The sequence below is a fragment of the Flavobacterium filum DSM 17961 genome (assembly GCF_000425465.1).
GTDB lineage: Bacteria > Bacteroidota > Bacteroidia > Flavobacteriales > Flavobacteriaceae > Flavobacterium > Flavobacterium filum.
The window spans coordinates 226,763-242,406 of record NZ_KE384381.1; the positions used below are offsets into that span (position 1 = coordinate 226,763).

The window sequence follows — 15,644 nt, forward strand, 5'->3', positions numbered from 1 at the left end:
TACAGTTGATGTAAAGGCTATAACATCATTATTAGTGATGTAGCATAATTTATAACTGTATGAATTTGTATGTGGATAGCAAAAAAGCTACCATTTTGACACACTTTTGGCTGTCAAAAAAGTAATTTAGCTTATTTTAGGAATTAGCCAAATAGAATAAAAACCATCTGAGATAGACGATTGAGCGTTAGGAAAATTTACTTTTTCTACCGCAGGGAAGTTAAAAACACGTGTTTCAAAATTAATTTCTGATAAAAAACTAACTGTTGATGTGGTGCAGGTTGATGCACATCCGCAAAGAGAGTTATCGCAGTTGCCATTACATCCTTTGTTTTCTTCACTATTGGATTTATCTGTACAACAACACTCTTTTTTTTCTGTTTTGGAGAAAGAAACCTCTGTGCCACAACATTTTTTTGAACTCTTGACACTACATGCAATAGCATTATTAGGCATAAAGAGCATGCCTATAAATAGAACTATTATGTAGTGAAATTTTATCATTATTAAATCAAAACATCACAAAAATACATAGTTTTAAATCAAATTCAACTAAGAATTTGTTAAAACGATTATACATTTACACTTTTAAGCTAATTTTCTTTAAGAAATTTAACTTGTTAGATTTTAGTTTTTAATTAAATATCTCTTCCAAAAATATTTAAAATTCGTCTTTTTAATTCTCATTAAATTTACTATCGCCCAACATTGATGACTGATTTTTTTTCCAATATTCTTTTAGTTGTTGAGCATATTGTCTAGGTGTAATTTTAATATAACTTAAAAACTGACTTTCAGTCTGATGCCCTGTAATTTTCATAATAGTCAGAGTATCCAATTTACCATATAAATTGGTTGCAAAGGAACGTCTGCAAATGTGCGAAGTAACCAATTCGTATTTTTTATATATCCCTACTTTTTTTCTGAAAATTGTCTTTTTCTTTCCATTTGCTTTGATTTCAATTTCATCCATCCTAGCACCTTCAACTTTTTCATTAATCCCAACTTCTTCACATACTTTTTTTATGTAGTCATTAAATTTTTGGTCACTTATTTCTCGGGGAAATTTGCCATTTCTTTTATCAAGAATTGATTGGACTTGGCTATGAATTGGAATGATAACCGGGTAATCAGTTTTCTTAGTTTGAATTTCTATAAATCCATCAATAATATTTTTTGGAGTTAATCTTAAAAAATCTGAAATTCTCAATCCTGTTCTTAATCCAATTATGAACCAATCTCTCGCATTATCGAGATAATCCAACTCAAAAACATGATTAAAGATTGAATTGATTTCAACTTCATTCAAGTAAATATCCTTCGTTTTATTGCTTGGAGTATAAAAACTTTGCATCTTTATCTCGTTATTCACTTTTATACCTTTTCTCTCTGCATTGTTGATCATTAATTTTATATCATCAACATAACCACCGATGGTATTAGGATTTAATTTTTGTTTCTTTTCTAAAAAATCAACAAAATCAGAATGAAATTGCAAATTAATATCAGTTATTAATAATTTCTTGTTTTTATAACTTTCAAAAGCTTCAACTTTTTTTAATGTCGTTTTGTAATGCTGAATAGTTCTTGGTTTTACTAAAGTGTTATTCCTAGTTTTTTTCGTTTTAGATTCATCTATATATGAATTAATATAATTTGAAAAAAATATTCGATCATCAATCAAATCATTTTTTGTTTCTCTATTGAGAAAAACTTTTATCTTCTCTTTTAACCATTTAGAATTGAAAACTACTCCTTCTTTTAATCCTTTATTAAATTCGCTTACTATGAACCGATCTAAATCTTTAATAGTCAAATTAACACCATCACTATCAAAGCCATTCGTTTGCAAAACTTCAGACTTTGAAATGCTCCATCTTCCATTTGGAATTTTCAATCCAGTTGAACATTCTAAGTCAAACTCATTTGATTGTTTGAAACGATAATAAATTGCATTCCAATCATTTTTAGTCTTAACTCTGAAACTACCTGAAGCCATATTTTTTAAATTTTAAACAAATATAAAAAACATTTGCTCCATTCCCCTAATGTTCCCCTAAATTTGTTAATTAATAGAAATCAACAAAGATTAATATTAATTTAAAATGTTTTTAAATACTTTATTTACAATACATTAATGATAATAACTACTTTTTTTGAATTATCATTAATCTAGCAAAGTACACCTATCACCCGCACAAAGCTCAAATGAAAGTTTGAGCTTTTTTGTTTTGATTCATTTTCAGTTATTTATTAAACTACAACGTTTGAGAAATGCAGATTTTAAAAAAAAAGTTGTTAACTATTTAGATATATCTAAAAATAGTTATCTTAGTTTGCAATTTTCAATAAACAAAAAACACATTTAACTTTATGAAAAGAATTACGTTGCTTTTCTGTGCTTTTTTCTTGTTCTTATCTACTTCACATTACAGTCAAAATTTTGGGACTTTTGCATCCGCTGTTTGGTTGACAGATTGTAATACATCCAATTTTTTTAATACCACAGGTGAAGGACCAAGTTTAATTGGACCTCCACAAAATGTATTTACCGATACCAATTTTGGTGTTTTTATTCAAAACTCCGGAACGTTTATATTGCGTGGTGGTGAAGTGAAAACATTTAAAACCAGTAACGGTAACGCTTGTAGTGTTCGAATGAACTACCGAATTTACCTTGAATCAGACACTCCCGGCGGATTTAACACTATTGATTTTCCATTTTTTAATGATTGTAACACGGCAATTAGTGAATTCCCTTCCGGTGGACCCTGTGGGGAAGGGGATCAAAAATGGCAAAGAGTAATCGCTGACGGGACTACCACGCCGTTTAGCCCGGTAAACTTAACGACTTTTGCACCCGGAAATTATGTATTGGAAGTTTTTTATGACGTGACAGGAGATTTTGATTCACCTTCACAATGTGATGATACAGTTTTTGTGAGCAATAACGGAAATAATTTCAAAGCCTACTTCTCGATTAGAGCCAATCCGAACTTTATTGCTTTTAATCCTACTACTTGTTCAGGAACAGAAGGAACAATTACCATTGAAAATTTAAATCCAAATTCTTCTTATTCATTGTCCTATAATGACGATGGATCATCAGTTGGGCCAATTTCTATAATCGCCGACAATAATGGACAGTTTGTGATTACAGGATTAAATGCCGGTAGCTACAGTAACTTTAACTTTGTGATAAACAATTGTTCAACTACTATAAACACGACAATTTCTCTAAATGACCCAACAGTTAATCCACCTACATCCGGCGGAAATCAATCGGTTTGTGAAGACAGTCCCATTCAAACCTTAACTGCCCAAGCTACTACAAATGATGGGTCAATTATTGTGTGGTATGATGCACCCGTTGATGGCACAATTGTTACAGACCCAACTTTATCTAGTGTTGGCACAATAGTTTATTACGCAGAAGCTCAAAACACAACTTCAAACTGTATTAGTTCGACCAGAACTCCGGTAAGCTTAACTATTAATCCAGCTCCATTAGCTCCAACCGGAGACACTGTTCAGTTGATTTGTAATGATGCAACTGTTATCTTTACTTTAGCTGATTTAATCGTAAATGGAGTTAATTTACAATGGTATGCCGATCAAGATGCAACTATTCCTTTAGCCACTAGTACTCCAATTGTAAACAACACCACCTACTATGTTACACAAACCGTTAATGGTTGTGAAAGCAATTCAGCCCTAGCCGTGTTGGCGTTGTTGAACAATCAAATTGTACCGGAAATTACTGTTGTACAACCAACATGTGCCACACCAACCGGCAGTATTGAAATAACCAATCCAATTTCTACCGGAAATGTTTATCCTGATTTAATTATTTCTGAAATTACAGATGAGTCGCTTGGTTCTTTAACCTATATTGAATTATTCAACGGAACCGGAAATATGATTGATTTAGCGAATTACCGAATTAAAGTTTATAATAACGGTGGTCCCAATCCGTCCTGTAATTTACTATTGAGTGGTTTAATACCTCATAATACTGTAAAAGTTGTCTCCATTGGCAGTAACGGAAATCAAGGCGGTGTAGTTCCGGATTTGGTTTTTGCGAGTTGCGGTGGCGTAAATATCGATGATAACATTCGTTTGACTTCTGCCTCAGATGTATTGATTGATCTTTGGGGAAGAACAGACGGAATTGCTTTTACACCAAATAACGAACCCGGATATACTTACCGTAGATTACCAACCGCTATAGCACCAAGCACCACATGGAATCCGGCTGACTGGGAAGCATTTGACCCACAAGATTATACGAATATTGGTCAGTTTATCAATGTTTCCTCGGGTTCTTTCGATTACAGTATTGATAATGGTTCGACCTTTCAAACGAATCCATTGTTTGGAAATTTAACTCCCGGAACCTATACTGTACTTGTTAGAGATGTTCAAACGGGTTGTGTTTCACAAGCAGTAATTGTTGTATTAGCCAATCCAAATGAAAATAATGTTCCGGTATTTACATTTGGCAATACCTTAACCATTTGTTCAGGTGATGATGTACCGGTTTTACCAACTGTTGATAACAATGGAGTAAATGGAACTTGGAATCCAACCACAATTGACAATACACAATCAAATACGTATATATTTACCCCGAATGACACTCAATGTTATTCCACTTTTACTTTAACTGTATCGGTTTCTACGTCAACAGTGCCTGTTTTTAATTTTGGAAATGCGATTTCTATTTGTAACGGAGAGGCTGTTCCTTCATTACCTATGATTGACAACAATGGAATTACTGGAAATTGGAATCCAACTTCTATAGATAATTCTTTATCAGGCACTTATATTTTTACACCTGATAATAATCCATGTGCTTCGGAATATACTTTAAACGTTACCGTAAATGATGTCATCACACCGGTATTCAATTTTAATAATTCAATTTCTATTTGTACTAGTGTTCAAGCTCCTCTACTTCCTACTATTGATAATAATGGAATTATAGGAAGTTGGAATCCGTCACAAATTGACGATACCGATGGTGGAATTTACACTTTTACACCTGATGCCGGTCAATGTGCCGCTAATTTTATATTAACCGTTAATATTATAAATTTTGCAACCCCAGTTTTTGATTTCGGTAACACACTTACCATTTGCGAAGGCGATACCGTTCCCGTTTTACCGGATGTTGACAACAATGGCGTAAATGGCTATTGGAGTCCGGCAGCAATTGATAATACTACAAACGGCACTTATACTTTTATCGTTAACAATTCTGAATGTGCAGTGAATTTTACCTTAACTGTTTCAGTAAATCCACAAGTTGCTCCAATTTTTAATTTTGGAAATACGATAACCATTTGTAGTGGAGATGCTGTACCAACTTTGCCACTAGTTGACAACAATAGCATTTCAGGAACGTGGAATGTTCCAACCATCAACAATACCCAATCGGGAACTTATATTTTTTCGCCTAATCCAAATCAATGTGCTTCATCATTTACTTTAACCGTAAATGTGAATCAAAATGTAGTGCCAACATTTTCTTTTGGAAACAGTTTAACCATTTGTGCTGGTGATGCGGTTCCGGTTTTGCCAAATTTATCCAACAATTCTATTTCGGGAAATTGGAATAATACTACGGTAAGCAACACCAATTCGGCAGTATATACTTTCACCCCAAATGCCGGTCAATGTAGTAGTGTTTTTCAATTTACGGTAACAGTAAATCAACCTGTTATTCCCACTTTTAACTTGGTGGAAAATGTTTGCTACAATAGCCCAAGTGTTTTATTGCCAACTTTATCTGATAACGGTATCACCGGAACATGGAATCCTGCAAGTGTGAATACTTTACAAACAACGCAATATTTATTTACACCAAGTTCAGGATGTGCAACCACAACTTTAGTAACTATTTCTGTTTTACCGGAAATTGAAATTGATGTAACTACTGATTGTGAAAACAATGTATTTATGATTGGTGCACAATTGGCAAACAATTCAGATTTAATTGTAACAAGTTACGAATGGCTCAACCAAAATGGTCAAACAGTTGGGTTGAATGCTCCTACTTTTAATGTGACTGAATATGTAAGAAGTACTTCTGAAACAGAAACCTTCCCAATTCAATTTTCCATTCGAATTACAACAGCTGACGGATGTTTTGTTGAACAACCCATAACCATTAACAATATTTTCTGCGGCATTCAAAAAGGTATTTCGCCTAATGGCGACGGAGCCAATGATTATTTTGATTTAGAATTACTTGATGTTGAAAAACTGAGTATTTTTAATCGTTATGGTCTTGAAGTATATCAAAAGAATAATTATAAAACAGAGTGGATAGGTCAAACCAATGATGGCAAAGAATTACCCACGGGAACCTATTATTATGTCATTCATTTTAGGAACAGTGAAGCCAAAACCGGATGGATTTATATCAATAGAGAAAATTAATATCGCAGAGGCCAGTCAGATTTGACTGGCTTTTGTCTTAAAAATAAGTTAATCTAACTTTCGCACTTTTGAAAAATTACTATTTTGGCTTGGCAAACAAAATAAACAATGAAAAACAAATTTTTAGCACTAGTTATCATGGGATTAACATTGGGACAAACAGAGGCTCAGGAAATTAAAAGACCTTTTTCTACCAATCCTTTTTTGAATCCTTATGATACCCCATTTAATGTTCCTCCTTTCCATTTGATTAAAAATGAACATTTTAAACCGGCTATTGAAGAAGGGATAAAAAGACACGCATTGGAAATCAAAGCGATTGCAACCAATAAAAGTGTTCCAACGTTTGAAAATACGATTTTAGCAATGGAAAATTCGGGCGAGCTGCTTTCCAATGTTTCTACTGTTTTTTACAACATGAATTCGGCAAACACAAATGATGAAATTCAAAATATTGCCAAAGAAGTTGCTCCATTGCTATCTTCACACAACGATAATATTTATTTAAACAGTCAACTTTTTGGAAAAGTAAAACAATTGTGGGATGCAAAAAGTAAATTAAAATTAAATGCGGAACAACACAAACTTCTTGAAAAAACATACAAAGCTTTCGTTAGAAGTGGTGCAAATTTAAATGATGACGAAAAAAGACGACTAAGAGAACTTAATAGCGAAATGGCTGTTTTAACGTTAAAATTTGGTCAAAATATCTTAGCGGAAACAAACAACTTCGAATATGTTGCCAACACCAAAGAGGAACTTTCCGGATTATCAGATGATTTAATTGCCGCCGCAGCTGAGACTGCAAAAGCAAAAGGAAAACCCGGTAAATGGATGATTACCTTGTCTAACTCAAGTGTGATGCCATTTTTACAGTATTCTTCCAACAGAAAATTAAGAAAAGAAATTTGGGAAGCTTATAAAAACCGTTGCAACAATGGTAATGAATTTGATAATAATACCTATGCGGTTAGAATAGCAGCTATGCGAGCTGAAAAAGCTAAATTATTAGGTTATCCAACATTTGCTCACTATGTTTTAGAAGAAAGTATGGCAAAATCACCAGAAAAAGTACTTGATTTTTTAAACCAATTATGGGAACCTGCCATTGCAAAAGCAAAAATAGAAGAAGCGGAAATCAAACAAATGATGGTGGCTGAAGGAATAAATGATGACGTACAACCTTATGACTGGCGTTATTACAGCGAAAAAATCAGAAAAGAAAAATTCGATTTAGACGAGCAAGAATTAAGACCTTATTTTAGTTTAGAAGCAGTCACCAACGGTGTATTCTTGGTTTGTGAAAAACTATACGGTCTAAAATTTAAAGAATTGAAAAACGTTCCTTCTTATCATCCGGAGGCAACTGTTTGGGAAGTATTAGAAAAAGACGGCACACATCTTGGTGTTTTATATATGGATTTTTATCCCAGAGCTTCTAAAAGAGGTGGTGCTTGGATGACCTCTTATCGACCACAAAAAACCGTTAACGGTAAACGAATTGCTCCGGTAATTTCCATTGTGTGTAATTTTTCTAAACCAACAGAAAATGCACCCGCTTTGTTTACGTTTGATGAAGTGACAACTTATTTCCACGAATTTGGACATGCCTTACACGGATTATTATCGAATGTAACATACAAAAGTCTAGCCGGAACTAGTGTTCCAAGAGATTTTGTTGAACTTCCTTCACAAGTGATGGAAAATTGGGCCGCTGACCCGGAAGTATTGAAAATGTATGCCAAACATTATAAAACAGGTCAAACAATTCCCGATGCATTAATCAAAAAATTAGAGAATTCAGGAACGTATGGGCAAGGTTTTGCAACAGTTGAATATTTAGCTTCTGCTTTCTTAGACATGGATTTTCACAATTCTGATGGGAGAATCTCAGGTTCTGCCAATCAATTTGAAATGGATGCCATGAAACGTTTGGGTTTAATTAAATCTATTATTCCAAGACATCGAGCCAATTATTTCAGTCATGTTTTTGCCGGTGGATATGCCGCAGGATATTACAGCTACATTTGGTCAGGAGTATTGGATACAGATGCTTTTGATCAATTCAAACAAACTTCATTATTCAATGCAGCAAAAGCTAACTCTTTCCGCAAAAATGTTTTGGAAAAAGGTGGAACAGAAGAACCAATGGAATTATACAAAAAATTTAGAGGAAGTGAACCAAGCATTCAACCTTTGTTGAAAAAACGCGGTTTAGACAAGCAAACAAAATAATAAATAAGGTTACTATTAATTCAAAAAAATCCCGAAAGCTTTTATTTTTCGGGATTTTTTATTTTATTTAACTGTGATAAACTCTTGAAAAAATAATTTTAGCGTCTCTTATTTCTAACACTTCTGCTACCAACATTTCTTCTTCATTTTCAACAGAACGAACATATTCCATAAATACACGATCTGAATTTGCTGTCAATGAAGTTACTTTGTAATGCAACGTTGGCAATCGATCAAACGCATCTTTCCACCATTCTCGCATGGCTTCTTTACCAATGACTAAACCATTCGTTTCCGGTTTTCTGATTTTTAGTTTCGGACTAAAATGTTGTGCCTGGTCGTCATAAAGCGACAACAATTGCTCTAAATTATGTTGATTGAAGGCGTCAAACCATTTGTAAGCAATAGACAAATTTACTTCGGCACTCATTAAAATATTTTTAAATTGATGATTTCTTGTTCGGTTAAAAATCGCCAGTTGCCTCGCGGTAAATTCTTTTTGGTTAATCCGGCGAATGCCACACGGTCCACTTTTAGAACATTGTACCCAAATTTTTCAAAAATAGAGCGAACTACTTTTACGTTGGCAGTTCTTAGTTTGATTCCTATTTCAGTTTTAGGTTGCTCTTCAATATAACTGATTTCATCTACATAAAGTCGGTGTTCATCAAAAGAAACTCCGCCTTGAATCTTTTCTAAATCTTCAAACTTTAAGTTTTTATCTAACGAAACTTGGTAAATTTTGGTTGATTTTTGATTCGGCAAACTAAATTTTCGAATCATATCGGTATCATTCGTAAAAAGCAACAAACCGGTTGTATTTTTATCCATTCTACCAACGGGTTGTAATTTAGTTGGCGTTGCGTTTTTAATCAACTCATATACATTTCGCATATCGCGTTCATCATCAACTGAGGTGGTAAAGTTCTTTGGTTTATTCAACAACACATATTCTTTTTTCTCAGGTGTAATGTTCGCTCCATCAAAATTTACCACATCGCCGGGTTTTACTTTATAACCCATTTCTGTAATCACTTCACCATTCACTTTTACATTTCCAGATTGAATGTAAATATCCGCATCACGACGCGAACAAGCACCGGAGTTGGCAATGTATTTATTTAAACGAATATCATCCGATTTTACTTTAGGTTTAGCAGGAGTTACATCTGGATTAGGCTTAGCTTTTTTTGGTTTTTGCGAACGCTTCGCCATAGCCGGTTTCGGTTTGCTAAAACCACTTGGCTTTCCACTTGTATTTTTGTTGGAAGTTGATTTTCTGCTGCTTCCGTCTTTTTTGTTCATCTTAAAAATTTTTGCAAAGATACGGAATTGAAAATTGGGAATGTAAATCGATTTTTGATTAAATATCCAACACTTCTCTTCCGTGAATTAGAACAGAAGGTTTGATCAAGACAATACATAAAACCCCGGCTACAATTATAAATTTCAGAATATTATGCAAAAGTAGGTAGTTCTCTTTTGAAGTGGATTTCCACAATTTGGCCAAAAAGAAAATCAAAATGATGAAACTGAGATAAAAGTAACTATCCATATAACCCACATCATACATTTCAATAAGTATATAAACCGGAATCACCGTACATAAAACTAAAAATGTAATGATTTTTTTAGAAAAATTTTCACCTAAAATTACGGGAATAGTTCGATAATTTAAAACTAAATCACCTTTAATATTTTCTAAATCTTTGATCATTTCCCGAATCAAAATCAACAAAAAAAGGAATGATGCATGTGCAAAAATGACATAGTACTTTTCATTATTCAAATTTTGAAGAATCGCATCAATTTTTTGATAATACAAAAGGATGGCAAAAAAAGGCAAAACAGCCAACAAAGCCGCTGTTACATTTCCAATAATGGGGTATTTTTTTAGTTTATGTGAATAAAACCATATCAGAAAAATATAGACAGAAAAAAACAAAACCGCTCGCCAAGAAACCAAAAAGGCAATCAGAAAAACAAAAAAATTAAGTCCAAAATATACTTGTAGTTTCGTTTTTTGGGAAACCAAACGATCCAACATCGTTTTGTTAGGCTTGTTAATCAAGTCTTTTTGACTGTCGTAAAAACTATTGATGATGTAACCGGAGGCTATAGTAAGCGTTGATGCCAACACAATGATAAACATATTAAAATCCAATACCACGTCTAAAGCTCGCTTTTCAGCCAAAATAAAGATAGCTGACAGGTATTGAGCTATTATGATTATTGGAATATTGTACCCTCTAACCACAGAAAATAAACTGATGATTTTCATCAATATCAATTTATTTTTTCTAGATAAAGTCATACTGAAGTGTTTAAATCAATATTAAAATTGATAAACCACTTCTAATTTATAGTCTTTTAGGGAAGCTTTGGCCTTTTCTAAATCTTGAGTAAATCCTAAAATATAACCGCCACCACCGGAACCACACAATTTTAAATAATAGTCGTTGGTGTCAATCCCTTTTTGCCAAACTTGATGAAATTGTTCGGGAATCATGGGTTTAAAATTATTCAATACCACTTTAGATAACTTCTTAGTGTTACTAAAAAGCGATTTAATGTCGCCTTGTAAAAAGTTTTCTACACAAGCATCGGTATATTTTACAAATTGGTTTTTCAACATGGTACGAAAACCTTGGTCTTTCAAATTTTCCATAAAAATGTTGACCATCGGTGCTGTTTCTCCAACAATTCCGGAATCTAACAAAAATACAGCTCCTTTTCCATTGGCTACCTGAGATGGAATTCCGGTAGGCTCGATATTATCTTTGGAATTGATTAAAATTGGCAAACTTAAATAACTGTTTAACGGATCTAAACCGGAACTTTTTCCATGGAAAAAAGATTCCATTTGAGAAAAGATATTTTTTAGTTGCAATAATTTCTCTCGGGTTAAATTCTCTAAAACCGTGATGGTATTATTGGCATATTTATCATAAATAGCAGCTACTAAAGCTCCGCTACTACCCACGCCATATCCTTGTGGGATGGAGGAATCAAAATACATTCCTCTTTCGATATCTTGATTTAATACATCTAAATTAAACGTTACCAAATCCGGTTGTTCGGTTTGCAATTGAGCTAGATAAACTGCAAATCGTTTTAAACTTTCGTTGGATTTTATTGCTTCCGGTGACGGATTTTCACTCACTTTCAATGCTCCGTTGTAAAAATTATACGGAATCGAAAGCCCTTTTGAATCTTTAATGATTCCGTATTCTCCAAAAAGAAGAATTTTTGAGTAAAAAAGTGGTCCTTTCATAGTAGCTCTTTTGTTATAGTGTAAAGATAATTAAATATTATTAATTTGAACTGCACCATTTCCAATTTCGTCACAAATATAATGTTCGTTTTGACAATGCACAACTAATTCATTCTTAATAAATTGCAAAACTTCTTCTCTAACGTTTTCGGGATACAACACATGCACATTTGCACCGGCATCCAATGTAAAACAAACCGGAATGGAAGTTTCCTTTCTAAATTTCCAAATTTTATTGATGATTTCCAACGTATTGGGTTTCATCAAAATAAAATACGGCATCGATGTCATCATCATGGCATGAAGGGTTAAGGCTTCACTTTCAACGAATTTGACAAATTCATGAACATCGCCATTGGATAAAATAGCTTTCATTTTAGACAAATTCTGATGAGCTTGTTCAAATCTTTTTTCGGCAAAAGGATGACCATTCATCAAATCGTGACCTAACGTGCTGGAAACTTGCTTTTCGCCTTTGTCAACTAATAAAATTGTGTCTTGATAATTTTTGAAATTAGCATGAAGTGTTGAAAATTCAACCCCAAATAAATCTGAACTGTTTTGAGTTCCCAAATGATTTCCCCAAATGACTACTTCGCCTTTTACACTTCTGCAGGCACTACCGGAACCTAGACGAGCTAAAAATGAAGCCTTTTGATTAAAATATTCGTCCGTCATTTCAGGATTTAATTTTTTTTCTAAACTCATAAAATTCACTGCCAACGCTGCCATTCCTGAAGCTGAAGAAGCGATTCCTGAACTGTGTGGAAAAGTATTTTGTGTATCAATCGTAAAATGATAGTCTTTTAAAAAAGGTAAATACACTTCCACTCGTTCCAAAAATTTTTGAATTTTCGGTCGGAACGATTCTTTTGGATTTCCTTCAAATAACAAATCGAAAGAAAAATGATCTGCTTTTTCAATTTTGGAAAAAGATAAACTTGTAATTGTTTTGCAATTTTTCAACGTAAAACTAATGGAAGGATTGGCCGGAATTTGATTTTCCTTTTTTCCCCAATATTTCACCAAAGCAATATTACTAGGAGCCGACCATTGAAAACTACCTTTTTCAACTGTTTGTGAATACTCTTTCGGAATAAAATCTGAAGGCGTTTGCATGCAATTTATTTTTGAGCAAAGATACAGATTTTGTGTCATGCAGGCTTTTTTTGAACGCGGTTTTGTTATACTTTTGAATAAAAATTCACCATGTCAAAATCTCTTAAAATTTCGGTAGCTGTTCTAATTTGTTTAGCGGTAGGTTATGGTGCCGGAATGGCTACACAATCCTCCATTGAAACGTGGTATCCTACGTTAATTAAACCTGTGTTTAATCCACCCAATTGGTTATTTGCTCCGGTTTGGACACTTTTATATGTGATGATGGGTGTGAGTGCCGGATTAGTTTGGAGCAAAATGGAAGTTATTCCTCTTTTGGTTAAAAAAGCATTGTGGGTTTTTGCCATTCAATTGATTTTAAATGCCTTGTGGAGTTTTTTGTTTTTTGGCATGTGCAATCCTTTTTTGGCTTTCATTGAAATTTTGTTGCTTTGGTTACTAATCTTTGAAACCATTAAGCTTTTCAAACCGATTGACCCTTTGGCTAGTAAATTATTGATCCCGTATTTACTTTGGGTAAGTTTTGCAACGCTCTTAAATGGTAGTATTTGGTGGTTGAATAGTTAATAAATTAATTGTTTTCCACTAATCATATTTGATTTTAGCCACTGATTCGCTGATTTTAAGACAAGAATATTTTTAAACCCCCAAAACACTATCAATTTCTTTCACTTCTCCGGATTGTAAATCGCCTAAGTTAAAATTTCCAATTCGAACGCGAACTAATCGTAGCGTGGGAAATCCAACGGCAGATGTCATCTTTCTAACTTGCCGAAATTTACCTTCGGTTAAAGTTATCGAAACCCAAGAAGTGGGTCCGTGACGCTCATCGCGTATTTTTTGAGAACGTGCAAGGAAATTTGGGTCATCAATCCATTTGGCTTGGCATTTTTTGGTTTTGTATTTAGTCCCTTTAAAACCAATTAAAACACCGTTTTGTAATTGCTCAATAGCTTCTTGAGTGATGATTCCGTCCACTTGAGCATAATATTCTTTTTCCACTTTTTTGCTTCGCACTACTTCACTCATCATTCCGTTAGTAGTAAGAATAATTAAGCCTTCAGAATCTTCATCCAAACGACCAATTGCCATGGTTCCGGGTGGAAAATCGTATAATTCTCCCAACAACTTTTTGGTTCGTTTCAGTTCATAAACAAACTGACTAAGGTAGCCGTAGGGTTTGTGGAGTAAAAAGTGGCGGTGGTTTTTCAATTTTATGAACAAATATTACATGAGATTCCTCCTACCGTCGGAATGACAAACTAGATGGTAACTGCTATAAATCAAAAAAGCTATCCACAAAGTGGAAAGCTTTTCATTGGTCTAACTACTAAACCAGGACTTCCTTTCGGTCGTCCAAAACAACACAACTATTTTCAATGCTTTTTTGGGCAAAAAAGCACTTTGTTACCAAAGTGCTTTTAAAAATTTTCCCAATTTTAGCGGTCTGGACGGGACTCGAACCCGCGACCCCATGCGTGACAGGCATGTATTCTAACCAACTGAACTACCAAACCTTCGCTTAATTGCGGTTGCAAATATACAACGTATTTCTATATCTGCAAGTGTTTTTGTTACTTTTTTTGAATATCACATAAAGTAGTTACCCAAACATTTGTTTTTCAACTAAATATGTGGTGAGTATTTTTTCAAAATTGGCTCCAACATTAACCGGAACATATTTTATTTTGTTTTGAGCACATGTCATGGCTACTTTTTTAAAATAAGCCTCCACATTTTTTTCATATACTTCTTTAATATTCTCAGCAAATAAATTGACCGTTTCACCTGATTCTACGTCAATAAATTTGCGTGGAGCATTATCAAAATCGAAATTTAATTCTCTTTTTTCATCTACTACATGAAACAAAACCACTTTATGTTTGTTGTGTTTTAAATGCTGTAAAGCGTTGAATAATTTTTCTTCTTCCCCGTTTTGAAACATATCAGTAAATAAAACAATCATTGAACGACGGTGCATTTTTTCGGCAATTAGATGTAAAAAAGTAACCGATTCGGTTGGTTTAGCCAATTTTGGATTTTCCAAAAGGTCTTCTAATTTGTTTAAAATCATACGATGGTGGCGATCACTACCTTTTTCAGGAGCATAATATTCATAAGTGTCCGAAAAAACACTTAAGCCCACAGCATCGCGTTGTTTTTTGAGCAAATTCATCAAAACGGCTGAAGCTAAAACCGAAAAACCAATTTTACTTTCATAAAACGGCTGTCCCGATTCCAATTGAGGAAAATGCATGGAAGAAGAATTATCGATAATCAAATGACAACGTAAATTGGTTTCTTCTTCATATCGTTTGGTATATAAACGATCGGTTTTAGCAAATAATTTCCAATCGATGTGTTTGGTGCTTTCACCTTTGTTATATACTTTATGTTCAGCAAATTCTGCTGAAAATCCGTGAAATGGCGACTTGTGCATTCCGGAAATAAAGCCTTCCACCACTTGATTGGCTAATAATTCTAAATGCTTAAAACCGGAAATTATTTCTTTTTGTTGTTCAATCATCATCTTCCAAAGATAATTTGAAAATTTTAAAAGCGATTGAATTAC

The 15,644-nt window shown here is 33.7% G+C and carries 12 protein-coding genes and 1 tRNA gene; 3 read left to right on the forward strand and 10 right to left on the reverse strand.

The annotated features are described in order from the left end of the window. Positions 1-126: 126 nt before the first annotated feature. Together H601_RS0114035 and H601_RS0114040 are read right to left on the reverse strand one after the other, a co-directional pair. A complete protein-coding gene (locus H601_RS0114035) occupies positions 127-456 on the reverse strand; it encodes a hypothetical protein (RefSeq protein ID WP_211223564.1) in 330 nt (109 codons plus the stop codon). 220 nt (positions 457-676) lie between these two features. After that, entirely contained in the window at positions 677-1,999 is a 1,323-nt protein-coding gene (locus H601_RS0114040) for a site-specific integrase (protein ID WP_026712080.1), read from the reverse strand. Positions 2,000-2,373: 374 nt separating this feature from the next. Here H601_RS0114040 and H601_RS0114045 point away from each other — a divergent pair, with 374 nt between their 5' ends. Next, positions 2,374-6,444, forward strand: coding sequence for a T9SS type B sorting domain-containing protein (locus tag H601_RS0114045; RefSeq protein ID WP_026712081.1), 4,071 nt, complete (start codon positions 2,374-2,376; stop codon positions 6,442-6,444). A gap of 108 nt (positions 6,445-6,552) precedes the next feature. After that, entirely contained in the window at positions 6,553-8,679 is a 2,127-nt protein-coding gene (locus tag H601_RS0114050; RefSeq protein ID WP_026712082.1) for a M3 family metallopeptidase, read from the forward strand. Positions 8,680-8,746: 67 nt separating this feature from the next. On the opposite strand, the gene H601_RS0114055 is transcribed toward H601_RS0114050, so the two are convergent. Genes H601_RS0114055 through H601_RS0114075 form a run of 5 tightly spaced genes read right to left on the reverse strand, consistent with a single transcriptional unit; the run spans position 8,747 to position 13,072 of the window. Then, a complete protein-coding gene (locus H601_RS0114055; protein ID WP_026712083.1) occupies positions 8,747-9,109 on the reverse strand; it encodes a nuclear transport factor 2 family protein in 363 nt (120 codons plus the stop codon). Then, the gene (locus H601_RS0114060; RefSeq protein ID WP_026712084.1) at positions 9,109-9,984 is read right to left on the reverse strand and encodes a pseudouridine synthase; all 876 of its coding nucleotides are present in this window, start codon (positions 9,982-9,984) and stop codon (positions 9,109-9,111) included. The genes H601_RS0114055 and H601_RS0114060 overlap by 1 nt, the downstream gene beginning before the upstream one ends. 58 nt (positions 9,985-10,042) lie before the next feature. Beyond that, complete coding sequence (locus H601_RS0114065; RefSeq protein WP_026712085.1) at positions 10,043-10,993, reverse strand: geranylgeranylglycerol-phosphate geranylgeranyltransferase; 951 nt, start codon at positions 10,991-10,993, stop codon at positions 10,043-10,045. Between the two features lie 21 nt (positions 10,994-11,014). Then, on the reverse strand, positions 11,015-11,953 hold the full coding sequence (locus H601_RS0114070; RefSeq protein ID WP_026712086.1) for a mevalonate kinase family protein: 939 nt from the start codon (positions 11,951-11,953) through the stop codon (positions 11,015-11,017). Between the two features lie 30 nt (positions 11,954-11,983). Beyond that, positions 11,984-13,072, reverse strand: coding sequence for a diphosphomevalonate decarboxylase (locus tag H601_RS0114075; protein ID WP_026712087.1), 1,089 nt, complete (start codon positions 13,070-13,072; stop codon positions 11,984-11,986). Positions 13,073-13,162: 90 nt separating this feature from the next. Between H601_RS0114075 and H601_RS0114080 the strand changes: the two genes are divergently transcribed. Next, positions 13,163-13,639 carry a TspO/MBR family protein gene (locus tag H601_RS0114080; protein ID WP_026712088.1) on the forward strand — a complete coding sequence of 159 codons (477 nt, stop codon included), beginning with the start codon at positions 13,163-13,165 and terminating at the stop codon, positions 13,637-13,639. Positions 13,640-13,711: 72 nt separating this feature from the next. Here the strand turns inward: H601_RS0114080 and H601_RS0114085 are convergent, their stop codons facing one another. From H601_RS0114085 to H601_RS0114095, 3 genes are all read right to left on the reverse strand, one after another. Next, complete coding sequence (locus tag H601_RS0114085) at positions 13,712-14,284, reverse strand: pseudouridine synthase (protein ID WP_026712089.1); 573 nt, start codon at positions 14,282-14,284, stop codon at positions 13,712-13,714. Between the two features lie 231 nt (positions 14,285-14,515). Then, a tRNA-Asp gene (locus H601_RS0114090) sits at positions 14,516-14,589 on the reverse strand. An 86-nt stretch (positions 14,590-14,675) separates the two neighbouring features. Further along, complete coding sequence (locus tag H601_RS0114095) at positions 14,676-15,602, reverse strand: DUF58 domain-containing protein (protein ID WP_026712090.1); 927 nt, start codon at positions 15,600-15,602, stop codon at positions 14,676-14,678. Between the last annotated feature and the right edge of the window lie 42 nt (positions 15,603-15,644).

Excerpts from the sequence above, each read along its gene's own strand:
- H601_RS0114035 (WP_211223564.1), bottom strand. The coding sequence starts at position 456 with ATGCCTAATAATGCTATTGCATGTAGTGTCAAGAGTTCAAAAAAATGT.
- H601_RS0114040 (WP_026712080.1), bottom strand. The coding sequence starts at position 1,999 with ATGGCTTCAGGTAGTTTCAGAGTTAAGACTAAAAATGATTGGAATGCA.
- H601_RS0114045 (WP_026712081.1), top strand. The coding sequence starts at position 2,374 with ATGAAAAGAATTACGTTGCTTTTCTGTGCTTTTTTCTTGTTCTTATCT.
- H601_RS0114050 (WP_026712082.1), top strand. The coding sequence starts at position 6,553 with ATGAAAAACAAATTTTTAGCACTAGTTATCATGGGATTAACATTGGGA.
- H601_RS0114055 (WP_026712083.1), bottom strand. The coding sequence starts at position 9,109 with ATGAGTGCCGAAGTAAATTTGTCTATTGCTTACAAATGGTTTGACGCC.
- H601_RS0114060 (WP_026712084.1), bottom strand. The coding sequence starts at position 9,984 with ATGAACAAAAAAGACGGAAGCAGCAGAAAATCAACTTCCAACAAAAAT.
- H601_RS0114065 (WP_026712085.1), bottom strand. The coding sequence starts at position 10,993 with ATGACTTTATCTAGAAAAAATAAATTGATATTGATGAAAATCATCAGT.
- H601_RS0114070 (WP_026712086.1), bottom strand. The coding sequence starts at position 11,953 with ATGAAAGGACCACTTTTTTACTCAAAAATTCTTCTTTTTGGAGAATAC.
- H601_RS0114075 (WP_026712087.1), bottom strand. The coding sequence starts at position 13,072 with ATGCAAACGCCTTCAGATTTTATTCCGAAAGAGTATTCACAAACAGTT.
- H601_RS0114080 (WP_026712088.1), top strand. The coding sequence starts at position 13,163 with ATGTCAAAATCTCTTAAAATTTCGGTAGCTGTTCTAATTTGTTTAGCG.
- H601_RS0114095 (WP_026712090.1), bottom strand. The coding sequence starts at position 15,602 with ATGATGATTGAACAACAAAAAGAAATAATTTCCGGTTTTAAGCATTTA.